This is a genomic window from Acinetobacter sp. GW821-FHT09D10 (assembly GCF_059416285.1).
The window spans coordinates 119270-132145 of sequence record NZ_JBWKOW010000002.1 but is presented as its reverse complement, the minus strand read 5'-3'; the positions used below and the strand labels follow the sequence as shown (position 1 = coordinate 132145).

13 protein-coding genes are annotated in these 12876 nt (G+C 38.7%); 6 read left to right on the top strand and 7 right to left on the bottom strand.

Annotated elements, in window-relative coordinates; genetic code table 11:
* Positions 1-66 precede the first annotated feature (66 nt).
* Entirely contained in the window at positions 67-1011 is a 945-nt protein-coding gene (gshB, locus tag AC07M3_RS07285; protein WP_003654100.1) for a glutathione synthase, read from the bottom strand.
* A 160-nt stretch (positions 1012-1171) separates the two neighbouring features.
* On the opposite strand from gshB, the gene AC07M3_RS07280 reads away from it, so the two are divergent.
* Positions 1172-1384: a DUF1737 domain-containing protein gene (locus AC07M3_RS07280; RefSeq protein WP_092708478.1), complete on the top strand. Its 213-nt coding sequence runs from the start codon at positions 1172-1174 to the stop codon at positions 1382-1384.
* A gap of 227 nt (positions 1385-1611) precedes the next feature.
* Positions 1612-3804 (top strand): TonB-dependent receptor, encoded by a 2193-nt coding sequence (locus AC07M3_RS07275; protein WP_494567060.1) that lies wholly within the window; start codon positions 1612-1614, stop codon positions 3802-3804.
* Between the two features lie 50 nt (positions 3805-3854).
* On the opposite strand, the gene pyrE is transcribed toward AC07M3_RS07275, so the two are convergent.
* The gene (gene pyrE, locus AC07M3_RS07270; protein ID WP_004639998.1) at positions 3855-4505 is read right to left on the bottom strand and encodes an orotate phosphoribosyltransferase; all 651 of its coding nucleotides are present in this window, start codon (positions 4503-4505) and stop codon (positions 3855-3857) included.
* A gap of 38 nt (positions 4506-4543) precedes the next feature.
* On the opposite strand from pyrE, the gene AC07M3_RS07265 reads away from it, so the two are divergent.
* The gene (locus tag AC07M3_RS07265; protein WP_494567061.1) at positions 4544-5368 is read left to right on the top strand and encodes an exodeoxyribonuclease III; all 825 of its coding nucleotides are present in this window, start codon (positions 4544-4546) and stop codon (positions 5366-5368) included.
* 454 nt (positions 5369-5822) lie between these two features.
* Entirely contained in the window at positions 5823-6173 is a 351-nt protein-coding gene (locus AC07M3_RS07260; RefSeq protein WP_494567062.1) for an arsenate reductase, read from the top strand.
* Between the two features lie 38 nt (positions 6174-6211).
* Here the strand turns inward: AC07M3_RS07260 and AC07M3_RS07255 are convergent, their stop codons facing one another.
* Complete coding sequence (locus AC07M3_RS07255) at positions 6212-6649, bottom strand: DUF2147 domain-containing protein (RefSeq protein ID WP_003654111.1); 438 nt, start codon at positions 6647-6649, stop codon at positions 6212-6214.
* A 151-nt stretch (positions 6650-6800) separates the two neighbouring features.
* Here AC07M3_RS07255 and AC07M3_RS07250 point away from each other — a divergent pair, with 151 nt between their 5' ends.
* Complete coding sequence (locus tag AC07M3_RS07250; RefSeq protein WP_494567063.1) at positions 6801-7712, top strand: alpha/beta hydrolase; 912 nt, start codon at positions 6801-6803, stop codon at positions 7710-7712.
* A 174-nt stretch (positions 7713-7886) separates the two neighbouring features.
* Complete coding sequence (locus AC07M3_RS07245) at positions 7887-9080, top strand: GGDEF domain-containing protein (RefSeq protein WP_494567064.1); 1194 nt, start codon at positions 7887-7889, stop codon at positions 9078-9080.
* Here the strand turns inward: AC07M3_RS07245 and dsbD are convergent.
* The 4 genes from dsbD to AC07M3_RS07225 form a co-directional block, all read right to left on the bottom strand.
* Positions 9075-10895, bottom strand: coding sequence for a protein-disulfide reductase DsbD (gene dsbD, locus AC07M3_RS07240; protein WP_494567065.1), 1821 nt, complete (start codon positions 10893-10895; stop codon positions 9075-9077). The two genes, AC07M3_RS07245 and dsbD, sit on opposite strands and share 6 nt — an antisense overlap.
* 18 nt (positions 10896-10913) lie before the next feature.
* Positions 10914-11681, bottom strand: a complete 768-nt coding sequence (locus AC07M3_RS07235; RefSeq protein ID WP_005037991.1) for a transporter — start codon at positions 11679-11681, stop codon at positions 10914-10916.
* A 12-nt stretch (positions 11682-11693) separates the two neighbouring features.
* On the bottom strand, positions 11694-12239 hold the full coding sequence (locus AC07M3_RS07230; RefSeq protein ID WP_198078387.1) for an ankyrin repeat domain-containing protein: 546 nt from the start codon (positions 12237-12239) through the stop codon (positions 11694-11696).
* A 153-nt stretch (positions 12240-12392) separates the two neighbouring features.
* Positions 12393-12743 carry an HPF/RaiA family ribosome-associated protein gene (locus AC07M3_RS07225; RefSeq protein ID WP_004640014.1) on the bottom strand — a complete coding sequence of 117 codons (351 nt, stop codon included), beginning with the start codon at positions 12741-12743 and terminating at the stop codon, positions 12393-12395.
* Positions 12744-12876 lie beyond the last annotated feature (133 nt).

Genomic DNA, 12876 nt, shown 5'->3' with positions numbered 1-12876 from the left:
TTATTAATTCATATATTTTCAGGTGATTTCCCATAAATACCGCTGAAAATCACCTGAAATAAATAATTAAGCCGTACGACCAGCTTCTAATACATCAAATAGATCATCGGCAATTGATGTGCCAAATTGAGCATCAATTTCACGAATACATGTTGGGCTGGTGACATTAATTTCAGTGACATAATTGCCAATTACATCTAAACCAACAAAAATCAAACCTTTTTCGCGCAAGAAAGGGCCAATTTTAGCTGCGATCAGCTTATCGTTTTCAGTGAGCGGACGCGCTTGACCTAAGCCACCTGCCGCTAAGTTACCGCGCACTTCACCATTTTGTGGAATACGAGCTAGACAGTAAGGAATAGGCTCGCCATTTACCATCAAAATACGCTTATCCCCTTCTACGATTTCAGGAATATAACGCTGAGCCATAATTGGACGAGTACCTAACTCTGTAAGCATTTCCAACGTTGAACCAATGTTTACACCATCTTGATATAAACGGAAAATTCCCGTACCGCCCATACCATCAAGTGGTTTCACAATGACATCGCCATGTTCTTTAAGAAATTCACGAATTAAACTTTGTTGCGATGTCACAAGTGTAGGTACTTGCAGCTCTGGGAATTGCGTTGCAAATAGCTTTTCATTGCAATCACGCAATGACTGAGGTTTATTGATAATCCATGAACCTTCGCGTTCAGCTTGCTCAAGCACGTAAGTTGTATAGACAAAATTCATATCAAACGGTGGATCTTTACGCATCAATACCACATCGTAAGCCGCGATAGATTCTTTTTTCTTTTCACCCAACTCGTAATAATGATTGTAATCTTCAAATACTTTTAATGGCGAGATTAGACCGTAAGCCTTACCTTGATCGATATATAAATCTTGTTGTAATGCATAACCCAATTCATGTCCACGACGGCTCGCCGCCCACAACATTGCCATGGTTGAATCCTTTTTAAGATTTACGGTTTCAATCGGATCCATGACGACAAGTACACGCATGCTCAAGCTCTTCATAAAATTTAAATTAGCATGAGTATAGCTGAGATTTTTCACTCGTTTTTCTTAATTTCAGTAAATCGTTATCTGTTATTCCATTAACTAGAACTCAAGTAAATTCAGTTAAACTATGACCATAAAATATTATTTTTAAAGGCTAAAGATGAAACTTTATCGCTATTTAACCGGCCCTGATGACTCTGCTTTTTGTGCACGAGTCACTAAAGCACTAAATCACGGCTGGGAATTATATGAAGCACCCAGCATGACCTTTAATGGCACGCATGTGATTGTTGGACAAGCAATTTGCAAAACAATTGACGAGAGTTATGATCCAGAAATGGATATTTTAGATGTTCTGAAAAATAATGCTTAACCCCAAGGGGGAGCTTTTATTGGTAAAAGCCCCTCTCTAAAACTCAATTAACAAGAAAAACTAATGAGTTAATTCACATAGTTTGTTTAATTTACTTATTACACTCCTAAAGAATAGTTATTAAAAAATAAATATGTCATTTTTAAGACAATAGTTCTTTTATTCTAAACAAATAAATGATTATAATTATCATTTATACTTTTATTTTTGTTAATTGATTTTATTTTATGTTAAGAATTTCTACATCATCTCCCCAAATTAAGCGTTTGTTCCCGCTCAGCTTACTCAGTTTAATGATCCTTAATATTCAAGGTGTATACGCTGAAGACTCTAGTAACTCATCCTCGAAAGTTGCAGCGACCATGCCAACCATAAAAATTGAGGCCATGAGTGAACTCGACCCAATCAAAAGCTATATCGACTATGACAAAGCCAATGTCACACGTAATGGCTTAGATAAAAAAGATATCCCTCAAACCGTTGATACCATTGATGTTCAGAAATATAAAATTTATGGATCAAATGATTTAAGCGTTATGCTGCAAGGCACACCTGGGGTATCTACCAATTACGACATGCGTGGTGATGGCATTACCATTCGTGGTTTTGGTGCTGACACAGGCGATATTTACCGTGATGGTATACGTGAAAGTGGGCAAGTACGCCGTAGTACTGCCAATATTGAGCGTATTGAAATTTTAAAAGGCCCCGCTTCTGTTTTATATGGCCGTAGCGCTGGTGGTGGGGTTGTGAATATGGTGAGTAAATTCGCCAATTTCGACTCTAAAAGTTCAGTTGGCGCTTATGCAGGCTCATACGATAACTATGGAACCACTGCTGACATCAACCAAGTCATTAATGACAATTTAGCAGTACGCCTTACGGGAGAATATGGCGAGTCAGGTAGCTTCCGCTCTGGTATTGAAAATAAAATTGAGATGTTTTCACCAAGTTTTACGTATAAAAATGATGATGGAACGCTTACTTGGACCACACAATATACGTATGACAAATTAGGTCGTGTACCTGATCGCGGGCCAACACAAGACAACTTACCTGAGGGAACTTCGATCAAAACAGGATTTGCCCAAGACGGAGATTATGTTGATGATATTTTGCAGGTGCTCCGCACCGATGTGAATTATCAATATGCGCCTGATTGGAACTTTCACTGGGCAGCGAGTTACCGACAAGCAGAACAGAACTTTGACCACTTTTATTTTGGAACTTATTGTGGGCTAGATGGAAAAAATTTGAAAGGTGAAACATGCACCACTAAAAAAGGCTACATCAACCAGATTTACTACTGGCAACAAACCAGCAATAAAACAACGACGAATACATTTGATATTAAAGGTAAGTTCAAAACAGGCCAACTTGAACACCAAATTATGCTAGGTACTGACTGGACCTATGAACAACGAGAACCACGCCTAGCCAATAAGACTCAAAATGGTTCAGCCATTTATGGTTACGTCAATCCATTCACAGGTGAACGAGAATCAAGTCGTGGCAATGGCCCACTCTTAATTAGTCAGCATAACTACAATGAAGGCACAACTTATGGTGTATTCATTCAGGATTTAATTGGTCTAAATGACCAACTTAAACTCATGTTGGGCTTACGTTATGATTACTTTGACTTTTCAACCACCAATAAACTCACTAATGCACATCGTAATGTAAAAGACAGTACTGTTAGCCCAAATGTTGGCTTGGTATGGCAACCGCTTCCTGAACATAGCTTTTACACCTCTTACTCTAAGAGCTTTGCACCGTTTGGCGGGCAAATGGGTGTTAATCAAGTTACAGGCGGCACCGATGTCGAAAAAATGGACAAAGAGCCTCAATATAATGAGCAATATGAAGTTGGGGTAAAAAGCGAATGGTTAGACAATCGTTTAAATACTCAATTTTCTGTTTTTGATATTCGTAAAAATAATATTCGCTATAAACCGAATCCTGACAGTGAACCAGAGGTATGGGCAACTGCTGGTCAGCATCAATCACGCGGTCTCGAATTTAGCTTTATTGGGCGTGTACTTGATAATGTCTTTGTTCGCGGTGGTTATGGCTATACAGATGCAAAAGTAAAAGAAGATAAACAAAATCCTGAACGAGAAGGCAACTATTTAGCTAACACATCAAAAAATACGGGTAATTTATTTATTCGCTATTTACCAACTGAACAGTGGTATACCGAAATGGGTGTGACTTATGTCGGCTCTTATTACCCGAATATTAACAATGAAGTAAAAATGGAAGGCTTTAATCGTGTCGACGCTGCAATTGGTTATAGTGCAGATCCTTGGAATGTCACTATTGCGGTGAATAACCTAACCAATAAAGAGTATTGGCGCTCAGACAGCATGCCAGGCACGCCACGTAATGTGTTATTGCGTTTGAATTATCAATTCTAAATAAAATATTAAACTGGCATACCCCTATTTAGAGGTATGCCCTTTTATTTTTAGATACCATATTTCTCGCGATAAGCTTGCATATTTGCTAGCGCTTCTTTTTCGCCTTTCGCATCTAAATAATCCATTAAATCTTTCATGGTAATCAGCGCGTGCACAGGAATTTCTAATTCTTTTTGAACTTCTTGAATTGCAGAAAGCTCACCTTGACCACGTTCTTGACGATCTAGCGCTACTAAAACACCAGCGATAGTTGCACCAGCATTTTTCAAAATCGTTACGACTTCACGGATTGCTGTACCTGCGGTAATTACGTCATCAATAATCCAGACTTTTTTACCTTCAACCGCAGCACCAACTAAAACACCGCCTTCACCATGATCTTTCGCTTCTTTACGGTTAAAGCCCCATGGCACACTTTTGTTATGTACTTGCGACAAGGCAACAGCAGTCGCTGCTACAAACGGAATGCCTTTGTAAGCTGGCCCAAAAATAACATCAACATTTTGGCATTGTGTTAATTTATCAGCATAGCCTTGCGCTAAAAGAGATAAAGCTTCACCATCGTTGAGTAGGCCTGCATTAAAAAAATAAGGACTCACACGTCCAGATTTTAAAGTAAACTCACCAAATTTAAGCACACCGCGTGATAATGCGAGTTCGATAAATGCTTGCGGGTTAAATGACACAGGCGTTGTCATGAGGTGCTCCAAATTCACAATTGAGGTTAAATTTTCGCATGATACCAAAGGATCAGTATCCAAGTGATGTAAAAATTCTTCGAGTCGTTTCCATTAACGTAAATGGCTTGCGTTCTTCGGTGACGAAAGGCTTACTTGAATGGTTAGAACAATCAGATGCCGATGTCGTATGCATGCAGGAAAGCCGCATTACCCATGAACAATGGACTGAAAAATTTAGACCCGAAGGATGGCATACCCATCTATTTCCAGCAGAGCGTGCAGGTTATGCAGGAACTGCCATATATAGCCGTTTACCCTTTGTCTCTGTTAAAGATGGTTTAGGGTTTGAACTGGCTGACAGTCAAGGTCGCTTTATTTCTGCTGAATTCGATTTAGGTTTGTCACATCCGGTACATATTGCATCATTATACTTACCTTCAGGCTCAAGTGGTGAAGAAGCGCAAGCACGTAAAGATTTATTTTTAGGTGAATACGCGAGAATCTTGAAACAATGGCGTGATGAAAATAAGTCAGTGATCATTTGTGGTGACTACAACATTGTTCATAAACGCATTGATATTAAGAACTGGTCAGGTAACCAAAAATCATCTGGCTGTTTACCGCATGAGCGTGCATGGCTTGACCATATTTACGATGAACTTGGCTATGTCGATACCTTCCGTGTAGTTCGAGCAGAAGCAGAACTTTATTCATGGTGGTCAAATCGCGGTCAAGCTCGTGCAAAAAATGTAGGATGGCGTATTGACTATCAAGCCTGCTCACCAGACTGGAAAACACGCACAACCAATGCATGGGTCTTTAAAGATCAATGGTTTAGTGACCATGCACCAGTTATTATCGACTATAAAATTCAAGAATAAGTGAACACTCGTTCACTTACATTGTCGTTTTCGCTTACAGCATATGTCGTTTTTGAGTATTTTTCTTACACAGCTTTAACGGCATTATAGCCCCACGGCACAGGGAAGCAGTCAGGATGACGCAAAAGGATAGGACGCCGTAGGAAGATAAAATAAACTTATGATAAGTTTATTTGCAAGGATGTGACATTGGACGTTGAAATGAGACCCGCATGATCAGGATGATTAAATGCGGGTTTTCTCTTTTCAATCTCTTATTTTTTGCGCTAAGTTCTTTTAGTTTTAACTTCTTCTTATTAAGCTCATTATCGCCTTGTCTTATGACAATAACATGACATTTCTCTTTCGATTAATCATAATTTTTCATTTGTTTTAAAAGTATCGGTATAAAGTAGTGCTTAAAAGCTTTTTGGGTTAGGCTGTGTGCTCTCTCTTTTTGACATGGTCCGATAAAATGTTAAAAATTTATGGAATTAAAAACTGTAATTCAATGAAAAAAGCATTTGATGCTTTGCAAGCCAAATCGCTTAACTATGATTTTCACGATTATAAAAAACAAGGCATTGATGCAGATACTCTAAAGATCTGGTTAAAAGAAATTGGGCAAGACACAGTTCTAAACAAAAAAGGAACCACTTGGCGCAAGCTATCAGAAGAAGAACAAACGCATGCGTTAAGCAGTGAAGACCATCTTATTGAAGCACTTATTGCTCAACCAAGTTTAATTAAAAGACCAGTTTTACAAACCTCCCAAGGTTTTATCGTCGGTTTTGATGAAGCAACCTATCAAAATATCCAAGCATAAAAAAACGAGCCATTTGGCTCGTTTTTTTATTAAAACTTTTAGTTAGCGCGAATCCATGTTTGGTTACGACCAAGTGCAGAAACACCGATATAGCCACGCAATTTAAGCTTCTTACCGCCATCTGTTAACTCACCTTTCAATTTGTAAGTTTTGCCAGATTTAGGATCTAAAATCGTACCGTTTTCATAACTGTTGCCACCTACATTTTTTAAATTATGTACAATGGTGACACCTTTAAGTGGTTTGTTTTTGTACGGACCTTCACATTTTGTACAAGCGTTTTCTTCGCCCGGTGTCAAAATGTTTTGAATGGTTGCAGTTAAGGTTCCATCCTTCTGTTCCGTAAATTTAACTACGGCTTTTGGCTTATTGGTCTGATCATCAATTGTTTTCCATACCGTTCCATTGAGTGTATCAGCCGCATTGGCAAATGCAGCCATACCAATGAGTCCTAAAGCTAAAGCAATCTTTTTCATTTTTGTAATATCCTTGGGTCTTTCAAGATTTTAGTATTCAGAAGTCGCAAAGATATTGCAATTTTTGAATGTGACTGTTTCGTGTAACCTTGTAATCTTGCAAAATAAAATTTACAAGAAAACAAGAAACTAGCATAAAAATGGATGCTCTATGAATATATCAAATGTTTGGAAATATTACTTTACAGAAACTTTTCTTAAAACAACAATTCGCAAGCCAAGTCAGCTAAATTTACCGCCTACTGCCTTACGTCCTGTTTTAGATCAAATGTGTCGTGCTTTTCCACGACAAAAAAATGTCTCTGTTCGCCCAATTCGGCTGGCAGGCATTAAAGGTGAAGAAATCAAACCGCAAGATCATTCTACTCAACTGATTTTTCATATTCACGGCGGTGCTTTTTTTCTTGGCAGTATCAAAACACACCATGCTTTTATGACAGATTTGGCTGCTCGCACCCAAATGCAAGTTATTCATGTGGATTATCCGCTTGCACCAGAGCATCCCTACCCTGAGGCAACCGAAGCTCTATATGACATCTATCAATCTTTAGTAGTACAAGGTGTTCAGCCAAAAGATATTATTTTATCGGGTGATTCGTGCGGAGCCAATTTAGCATTAGCACTTTGTTTACGCTTAAAAGAACAACCTGAACTCATGCCGAGTGGCCTGATCTTATTGTCGCCTTTTTTAGATTTAACGCTGACAAGCGAATCATTAAGATTTAACCAGAAACATGATGCCCTGCTTTCGCTTAAAGCCCTGCAAACAGGGATCCAACATTATATTGGCAATCAGATTGCAGCCGATGACCCACGTGTTTCGCCTATTTTCGATGACTTGCATGGCCTACCGCCGACTTTGGTTCAAGTAGGTTCTAAAGAAATATTATTAGACGATGCCAAGCGTTTTAGAGAAAAAGCCGAAGATGCAGGTGTTAAAGTTCAATTCAAACTTTATACAGGTATGTGGCATAACTTCCAGATGTTTAATGCATGGTTTGATGAAGCAAAACAAGCGTTGGCAGATATTGCTGAATTTGCCCATGAACTCGATAAAACTTAATTTATCTATGAATGATGTGAACAGTGAATAAAACTTTTCACATCATTTTCTTTATAAAAAGTCATCATGTATAAATTGAAAATCATGTTATGTTTAAAAAATAAATTATTTAGATAATTCAATTTTAGGATGGTCCAACAAAGAGGCATCTATATTTAGGAGCCCTTACTTATTATGAAAAGTCGTTTAATCACTCATCCAATACATAGAACAAAACAGGTGATAATCGATTTCATCCACAATAATCACATCATTAACTGGACGCCATTACAAAAAAGCGCCCTCATGCTCACACTTGCCTGTGCAATGAATTTCAGTTGGATTTTATGGAAAGGCTATATTTTAATTACACCAAGTGTCTGGCAATGGGCACATTTACCTTTAGTTGAATCGCAAATCTGGTTAAATCTATTTACCTTATTTTTATTAGCTTCATTGATTATTCCCTGCTATCGCTACAAAAATCATGAGTGGGCACAAAAAATTATTCCGTTTATTAGCGTGCAATTCTTTGCACTCATGCTATGTCACGATGGATATTTAATTGGCAGTATTAGCCCTGCAACCATGGTGGGTTATGTCGGCACCATTGGTGTGGGTTTGGTGTTATTTGATAGAAAAATTGTTTATAGCGCCCTCGTGCCTGCGACCGTTATTTTAACCGTATGTACTTATTTGAGTATGAAAGGTACTTTGCCTTATGCGCCGTTATTTAATCTTATTGCTATGCAACGTGCTCAAACCAATCCCTTTTGGTTAGGAAGTATGGCATTTTTTATTATGCCGATTTTATTAGCCTGTTTTATTTTATTTGAGATATTACTCACCCAATGGCGCCAACGGGAAACTTATATTCAACGCCTAAGTCAACTCGACCCATTAACCAACGTATTAAATAGACGTAGTTTAAACACGCATTTAGAGTCACTACACCAACAGCAATTTGATTATGCGGTCATACTTCTGGATATTGATCACTTTAAAAAAATTAATGATATATACGGACATCATCAAGGCGATCAGGTTTTAATTGAAATTGCCCAATGCCTGTCAAACAACGTGCGTAGTGAAGATATTATTGGTCGATTTGGTGGCGAGGAGTTTATTTTATTGCTCCCCCATACCGATATTATTCAAGCAGAAAAAATTGCTGAGCGCTGCCGCCATGCTTTAGAAGAACTGCCAGTTTTTAGCACTCAAAATAATCCTATTCATATTAGCGCGAGTTTTGGAATAAGCAGTTCAGCTTTTGCACAAGACCCTTATCTTGTGATTAGACAAGCAGACCAAGCGCTTTATGCCGTAAAAGCATCAGGACGTAATCAGGTACGTACATTTCATCAGACCGAGGCTATTAATACGCTATGATTCTTTTAGTTTTGCCAAACTCGCGAGTTGCTGTAAAAGTTCTTGCTGGCTAAAGGCACCCGTTAAACGCAACGCACGAATTTCTTTTTGCTCTGGGCTTAAGAATAAATAGGTCGGTGGCCCTAAAATATTCCATTGTTTGAGTAGAGCCTCATGCGACTGATCATAATGGCTCAAATCAAGCTTAATTAAATAATATGGCGCAAGAGCAGATTGAACCTCGGGTGCTTTTAAAATACGGTGCTCAATCGGTTGGCAGGCAACACACCAGTCTGCATAAACATCAACTACAATAGCCCGATCAGCTGGAGCAGCCGCTAAAATTTTCTGAAAATCTGCTGCTGTAGTTGCAATATGCCACTCGGCCATGTGATCAGAACTTTGCAAATTTCGATTATGAATATGTTGATACTGGTTATAGGCTACAAAAGGTGTAACGATTAACAATAAAATCGCATAGAGCCATTGTAGCTGCCCTTTTTTCCAGAAAAACTGATAAACAGCATAAGCTATAAAAGCGAGTCCTAATACTAGACTAAGTACTTGCATGCCCCAATCAGGCAATAAAGGACGAATAAAGTAGAGGCTTAAACCCAACATCAGGAAAGCAAAAATCACTTTAATCTGATGCATCCAGTCGCCAGCTTTAGGTAAAAATTTTGCACCTAATATGCTCGCGAGCAATAAGGGAATTCCCATTCCAAAACCTAGGCAGAATAAAAGCAAAGCCCCTTGCCATTGATTTTGTGTTTGAGAAATAAATAATAATGTTCCAGCCAGAGGTGCAGTCATACAAGGACCCACCAAGAGCGCAGAAACCACACCCATGATGCCAGCACCTACTAAAGTTCCACCTTGTTGCATGGACTGAATGCGGTCAAGTCGATTTAACCATGTTTGCGGCAAACGAAGCTCAAACAAGCCAAATAGATTCAGAGCAAATACAATAAACAGCAAACTAAAAGCAATTAAAGTAGCAGGCTGTTGTAACCAGCGTTGGAAATTTAAGCCTGCTGAAGAAGCAATTAAACCTAACCCTGCATAAACCAATGCCATACTACAAACAAAGGTCAAAGCAATGACCCAAGCTTTTAAACCTTTATGCTCTCGAATAATTAATGAAGTTAAAATAGGAAGCATTGGTAAAGAGCATGGCGTAAATGCGAGCAACATGCCTAAACCTAAAAATAATAAAATCCCATACCAAAGAGAGTGTTCGATCAGTTTAGCTGACCAAATCTGATCTTGCGCAACTTGCGGAGTAGTTGTATCAGCTGCCTGTGCTGTGCCCTGCTCTTTTTCTAGAGTTTCTGAAGAAGCGTCTGTTTGTGTATTTGCTAAATCCAACAATCGTTTTGGTGCGGTTCCTGCTTGGTTTTGCACACCGACCAAACCATCGGCATCAGTTTGAAACTCAATTGTTTGAGGTGGGTAGCAAATACGGTCTTTGGCACAACCCTGCCAAGTCACACTGTAGTGTTCTGAGGGCTTTGTCTTAATTTGAAAATTAACTTGATTGTAGTAAACCTGACTTTGCCCATAATTTTCATCATATTGAGCAATAGCTTTTGGTAACTTTAAAGCTAAAGGTTGAGTACCTTGTTGTACGGTAAATTTATGCTGATATAGATAGTAATTTGGCTGAATCTGCCAAGATAAACTTGCAGTATGCGGTTCAGAAGATTCAACCGAAAATGAAAAAGCTTGTTCGGGTGACAGCAACTTGTCTTGCGCAGAAACCAACTGGCTAAACACACAAACAGCAACTGCTAGAAAATAAAGAATTCCCTGATGAATAAGCTTTTTCATTAACATAAATTTAAATTGCTTCGATTAGAACAAGAATGACACGCCTAAGCCACCGTTGTAGCTCTTATCTTGACCATTTAAATCGACGCCTATGCTTGCATCAAGCTGGGTACGATTATTTACCGCATAAACTAGACCTGTACCTAGACCATATTCATAGTCTTGGCTTTCAGCTTTACGGTAAATGAACTCTGAATAACCTGAGAGCTTACCTGCAATTTTATAGTCAATGGTTGGTACTGCTGTCACTGCCCAATCACTATTTTGCACTTCATAGCGCATGGTAATTGAAGTACCTACTAAATCACTATATTGGTAAGCTACCGCAGAGGTAAGACTATAAATGTCGTCATGTGCCGTAAATTCATCATTTCCGGTTGCAATGATCGCCTCAGCCAACACTGCCATAGACAATCTGTCATCTTTTAAATCAATCGCTTTTTTTAAACCGATGCTTACGTCACCAAAGCCCGAAGTATCATTTTTTTTGCCAGCACGTTTAGTTTGAGTCCACGCTGGACCCTGCCATCCTAACTGTAATTCTAAGTCACGACCTAAACCTGTACGGAACAACATATCTTGATTTAAGGTTACGGTCTTTTCTTTAACACCATCAACAGTTGCTTCAGTATAAGTTACGCTTGGTAAACCTTGCTCCCAAGCCAAATTGCCTACAGGGGTAATACCCGTCCCCATTCCTGCCCCTGGGCGGTCAAACGAGAACTCAGCTGCAAAAGTACTTCCAGCAGCAACAGTAGATAAAGCAAAAGTTAAGACTTGTACTATTTTCATTCTAATATCCAATTAAGTAGTTAATTCTTTTGACATCTTTGCCCCGTGACGGCGCAATAATTCTAATGTTTCGCGCTCTTCTTCAAGTGATTCTGACCAATCTATTTCATCAAATTCACAATCAAAGAACAACTGACTGATTGAAGATAAAATAGTAAGTCCTTCTTCATCACGCGAGTTTGGATCAACTTTTTCATCGAGTAAACGTTGAACAGCTGGAGCACATGCCGAGCTTGCAGCATCCCATAATGGACCGTAAAACTCTTCTGCATCCCAAAGATGTACATTGGCTTTGGCCTGAATCAAAGCTTCAAGAATATCGAGGTAAACTTGCAATGCTTGTTGCTTTTCTTCTTTTGATAATGGTGTACCTGCTTCATAAGCTTCCGATACATTTTCCCACCATTTAAAAATTCCGTCACAGATAATTGATATAGGTGGCCCCTGTTCCGGATCAATAAAGTTCGGATCAAGTCCTTCAGCAAGTAATTTTTGCACTTGCGCGAGTTCTAATTCTTCTATGGCTTTAATTAAAGCTTGCTGCTGGGTGGTTAACATGACCATCTCTCAAAAATATATTAGGGCTATTATGCCTAATCTCTTCTCCAGATTTTAGAGGTTGATTGCATTGCATTGCAAACCTAATGTTGTGAATAGTTTTATTTTCATCAGATATAAAAAAAGCCCCGAAGGGCTTTTTACCGTTTTCAATTAAACTTCATCATCAATGAATTCTGGTTGCCCACCTCTCGGGTGTTCTTTTTTCTCAAAAGTATGTTCGAGGCTACGTTTTAATTTTTCAATTGCACCATGAATTGAAGCATCAATATTTCCTGCTTTATGGTGCACTGCAACTGGTTTCAAACCTGAAGGACGTGCTTCAATCATACAGTGGATATCTTTGTCACCACTTTTGTCCCCATTTTCATCACTAAAATGAACCGAGAAATGCGTAATACGTTCGCTATGACGTTGGAATTCTTGAGTAAGTTCTGCACGTACATAAGTAATTAAACGTTCGCTATTATGGATGTTTTTATCTGTGCGGATTTCTATATTCATAAATACCATCCTCTCTTTCTTACTGTGGATCTTTTCTATGCAAAACTTTTTTATGTTGGCATGTTTTAAGCATGCATGAACTGACTTCAATTGTACATTTTGATGGTGTAATGGTTTGTTATCTCCTGACTTA

What these genes read in the sequence shown, in the direction of transcription:
- gshB (WP_003654100.1), bottom strand. Translation starts at nt 1,011, where the DNA reads ATGCGTGTACTTGTCGTCATGGATCCGATTGAAACCGTAAATCTTAAA.
- AC07M3_RS07235 (WP_005037991.1), bottom strand. Translation starts at nt 11,681, where the DNA reads ATGAAAATAGTACAAGTCTTAACTTTTGCTTTATCTACTGTTGCTGCT.
- AC07M3_RS07225 (WP_004640014.1), bottom strand. Translation starts at nt 12,743, where the DNA reads ATGAATATAGAAATCCGCACAGATAAAAACATCCATAATAGCGAACGT.
- AC07M3_RS07280 (WP_092708478.1), top strand. Translation starts at nt 1,172, where the DNA reads ATGAAACTTTATCGCTATTTAACCGGCCCTGATGACTCTGCTTTTTGT.
- AC07M3_RS07230 (WP_198078387.1), bottom strand. Translation starts at nt 12,239, where the DNA reads ATGTTAACCACCCAGCAGCAAGCTTTAATTAAAGCCATAGAAGAATTA.
- pyrE (WP_004639998.1), bottom strand. Translation starts at nt 4,505, where the DNA reads ATGACAACGCCTGTGTCATTTAACCCGCAAGCATTTATCGAACTCGCA.
- AC07M3_RS07265 (WP_494567061.1), top strand. Translation starts at nt 4,544, where the DNA reads ATGATACCAAAGGATCAGTATCCAAGTGATGTAAAAATTCTTCGAGTC.
- AC07M3_RS07255 (WP_003654111.1), bottom strand. Translation starts at nt 6,649, where the DNA reads ATGAAAAAGATTGCTTTAGCTTTAGGACTCATTGGTATGGCTGCATTT.
- AC07M3_RS07260 (WP_494567062.1), top strand. Translation starts at nt 5,823, where the DNA reads ATGTTAAAAATTTATGGAATTAAAAACTGTAATTCAATGAAAAAAGCA.
- dsbD (WP_494567065.1), bottom strand. Translation starts at nt 10,895, where the DNA reads ATGTTAATGAAAAAGCTTATTCATCAGGGAATTCTTTATTTTCTAGCA.
- AC07M3_RS07245 (WP_494567064.1), top strand. Translation starts at nt 7,887, where the DNA reads ATGAAAAGTCGTTTAATCACTCATCCAATACATAGAACAAAACAGGTG.
- AC07M3_RS07250 (WP_494567063.1), top strand. Translation starts at nt 6,801, where the DNA reads ATGAATATATCAAATGTTTGGAAATATTACTTTACAGAAACTTTTCTT.
- AC07M3_RS07275 (WP_494567060.1), top strand. Translation starts at nt 1,612, where the DNA reads ATGTTAAGAATTTCTACATCATCTCCCCAAATTAAGCGTTTGTTCCCG.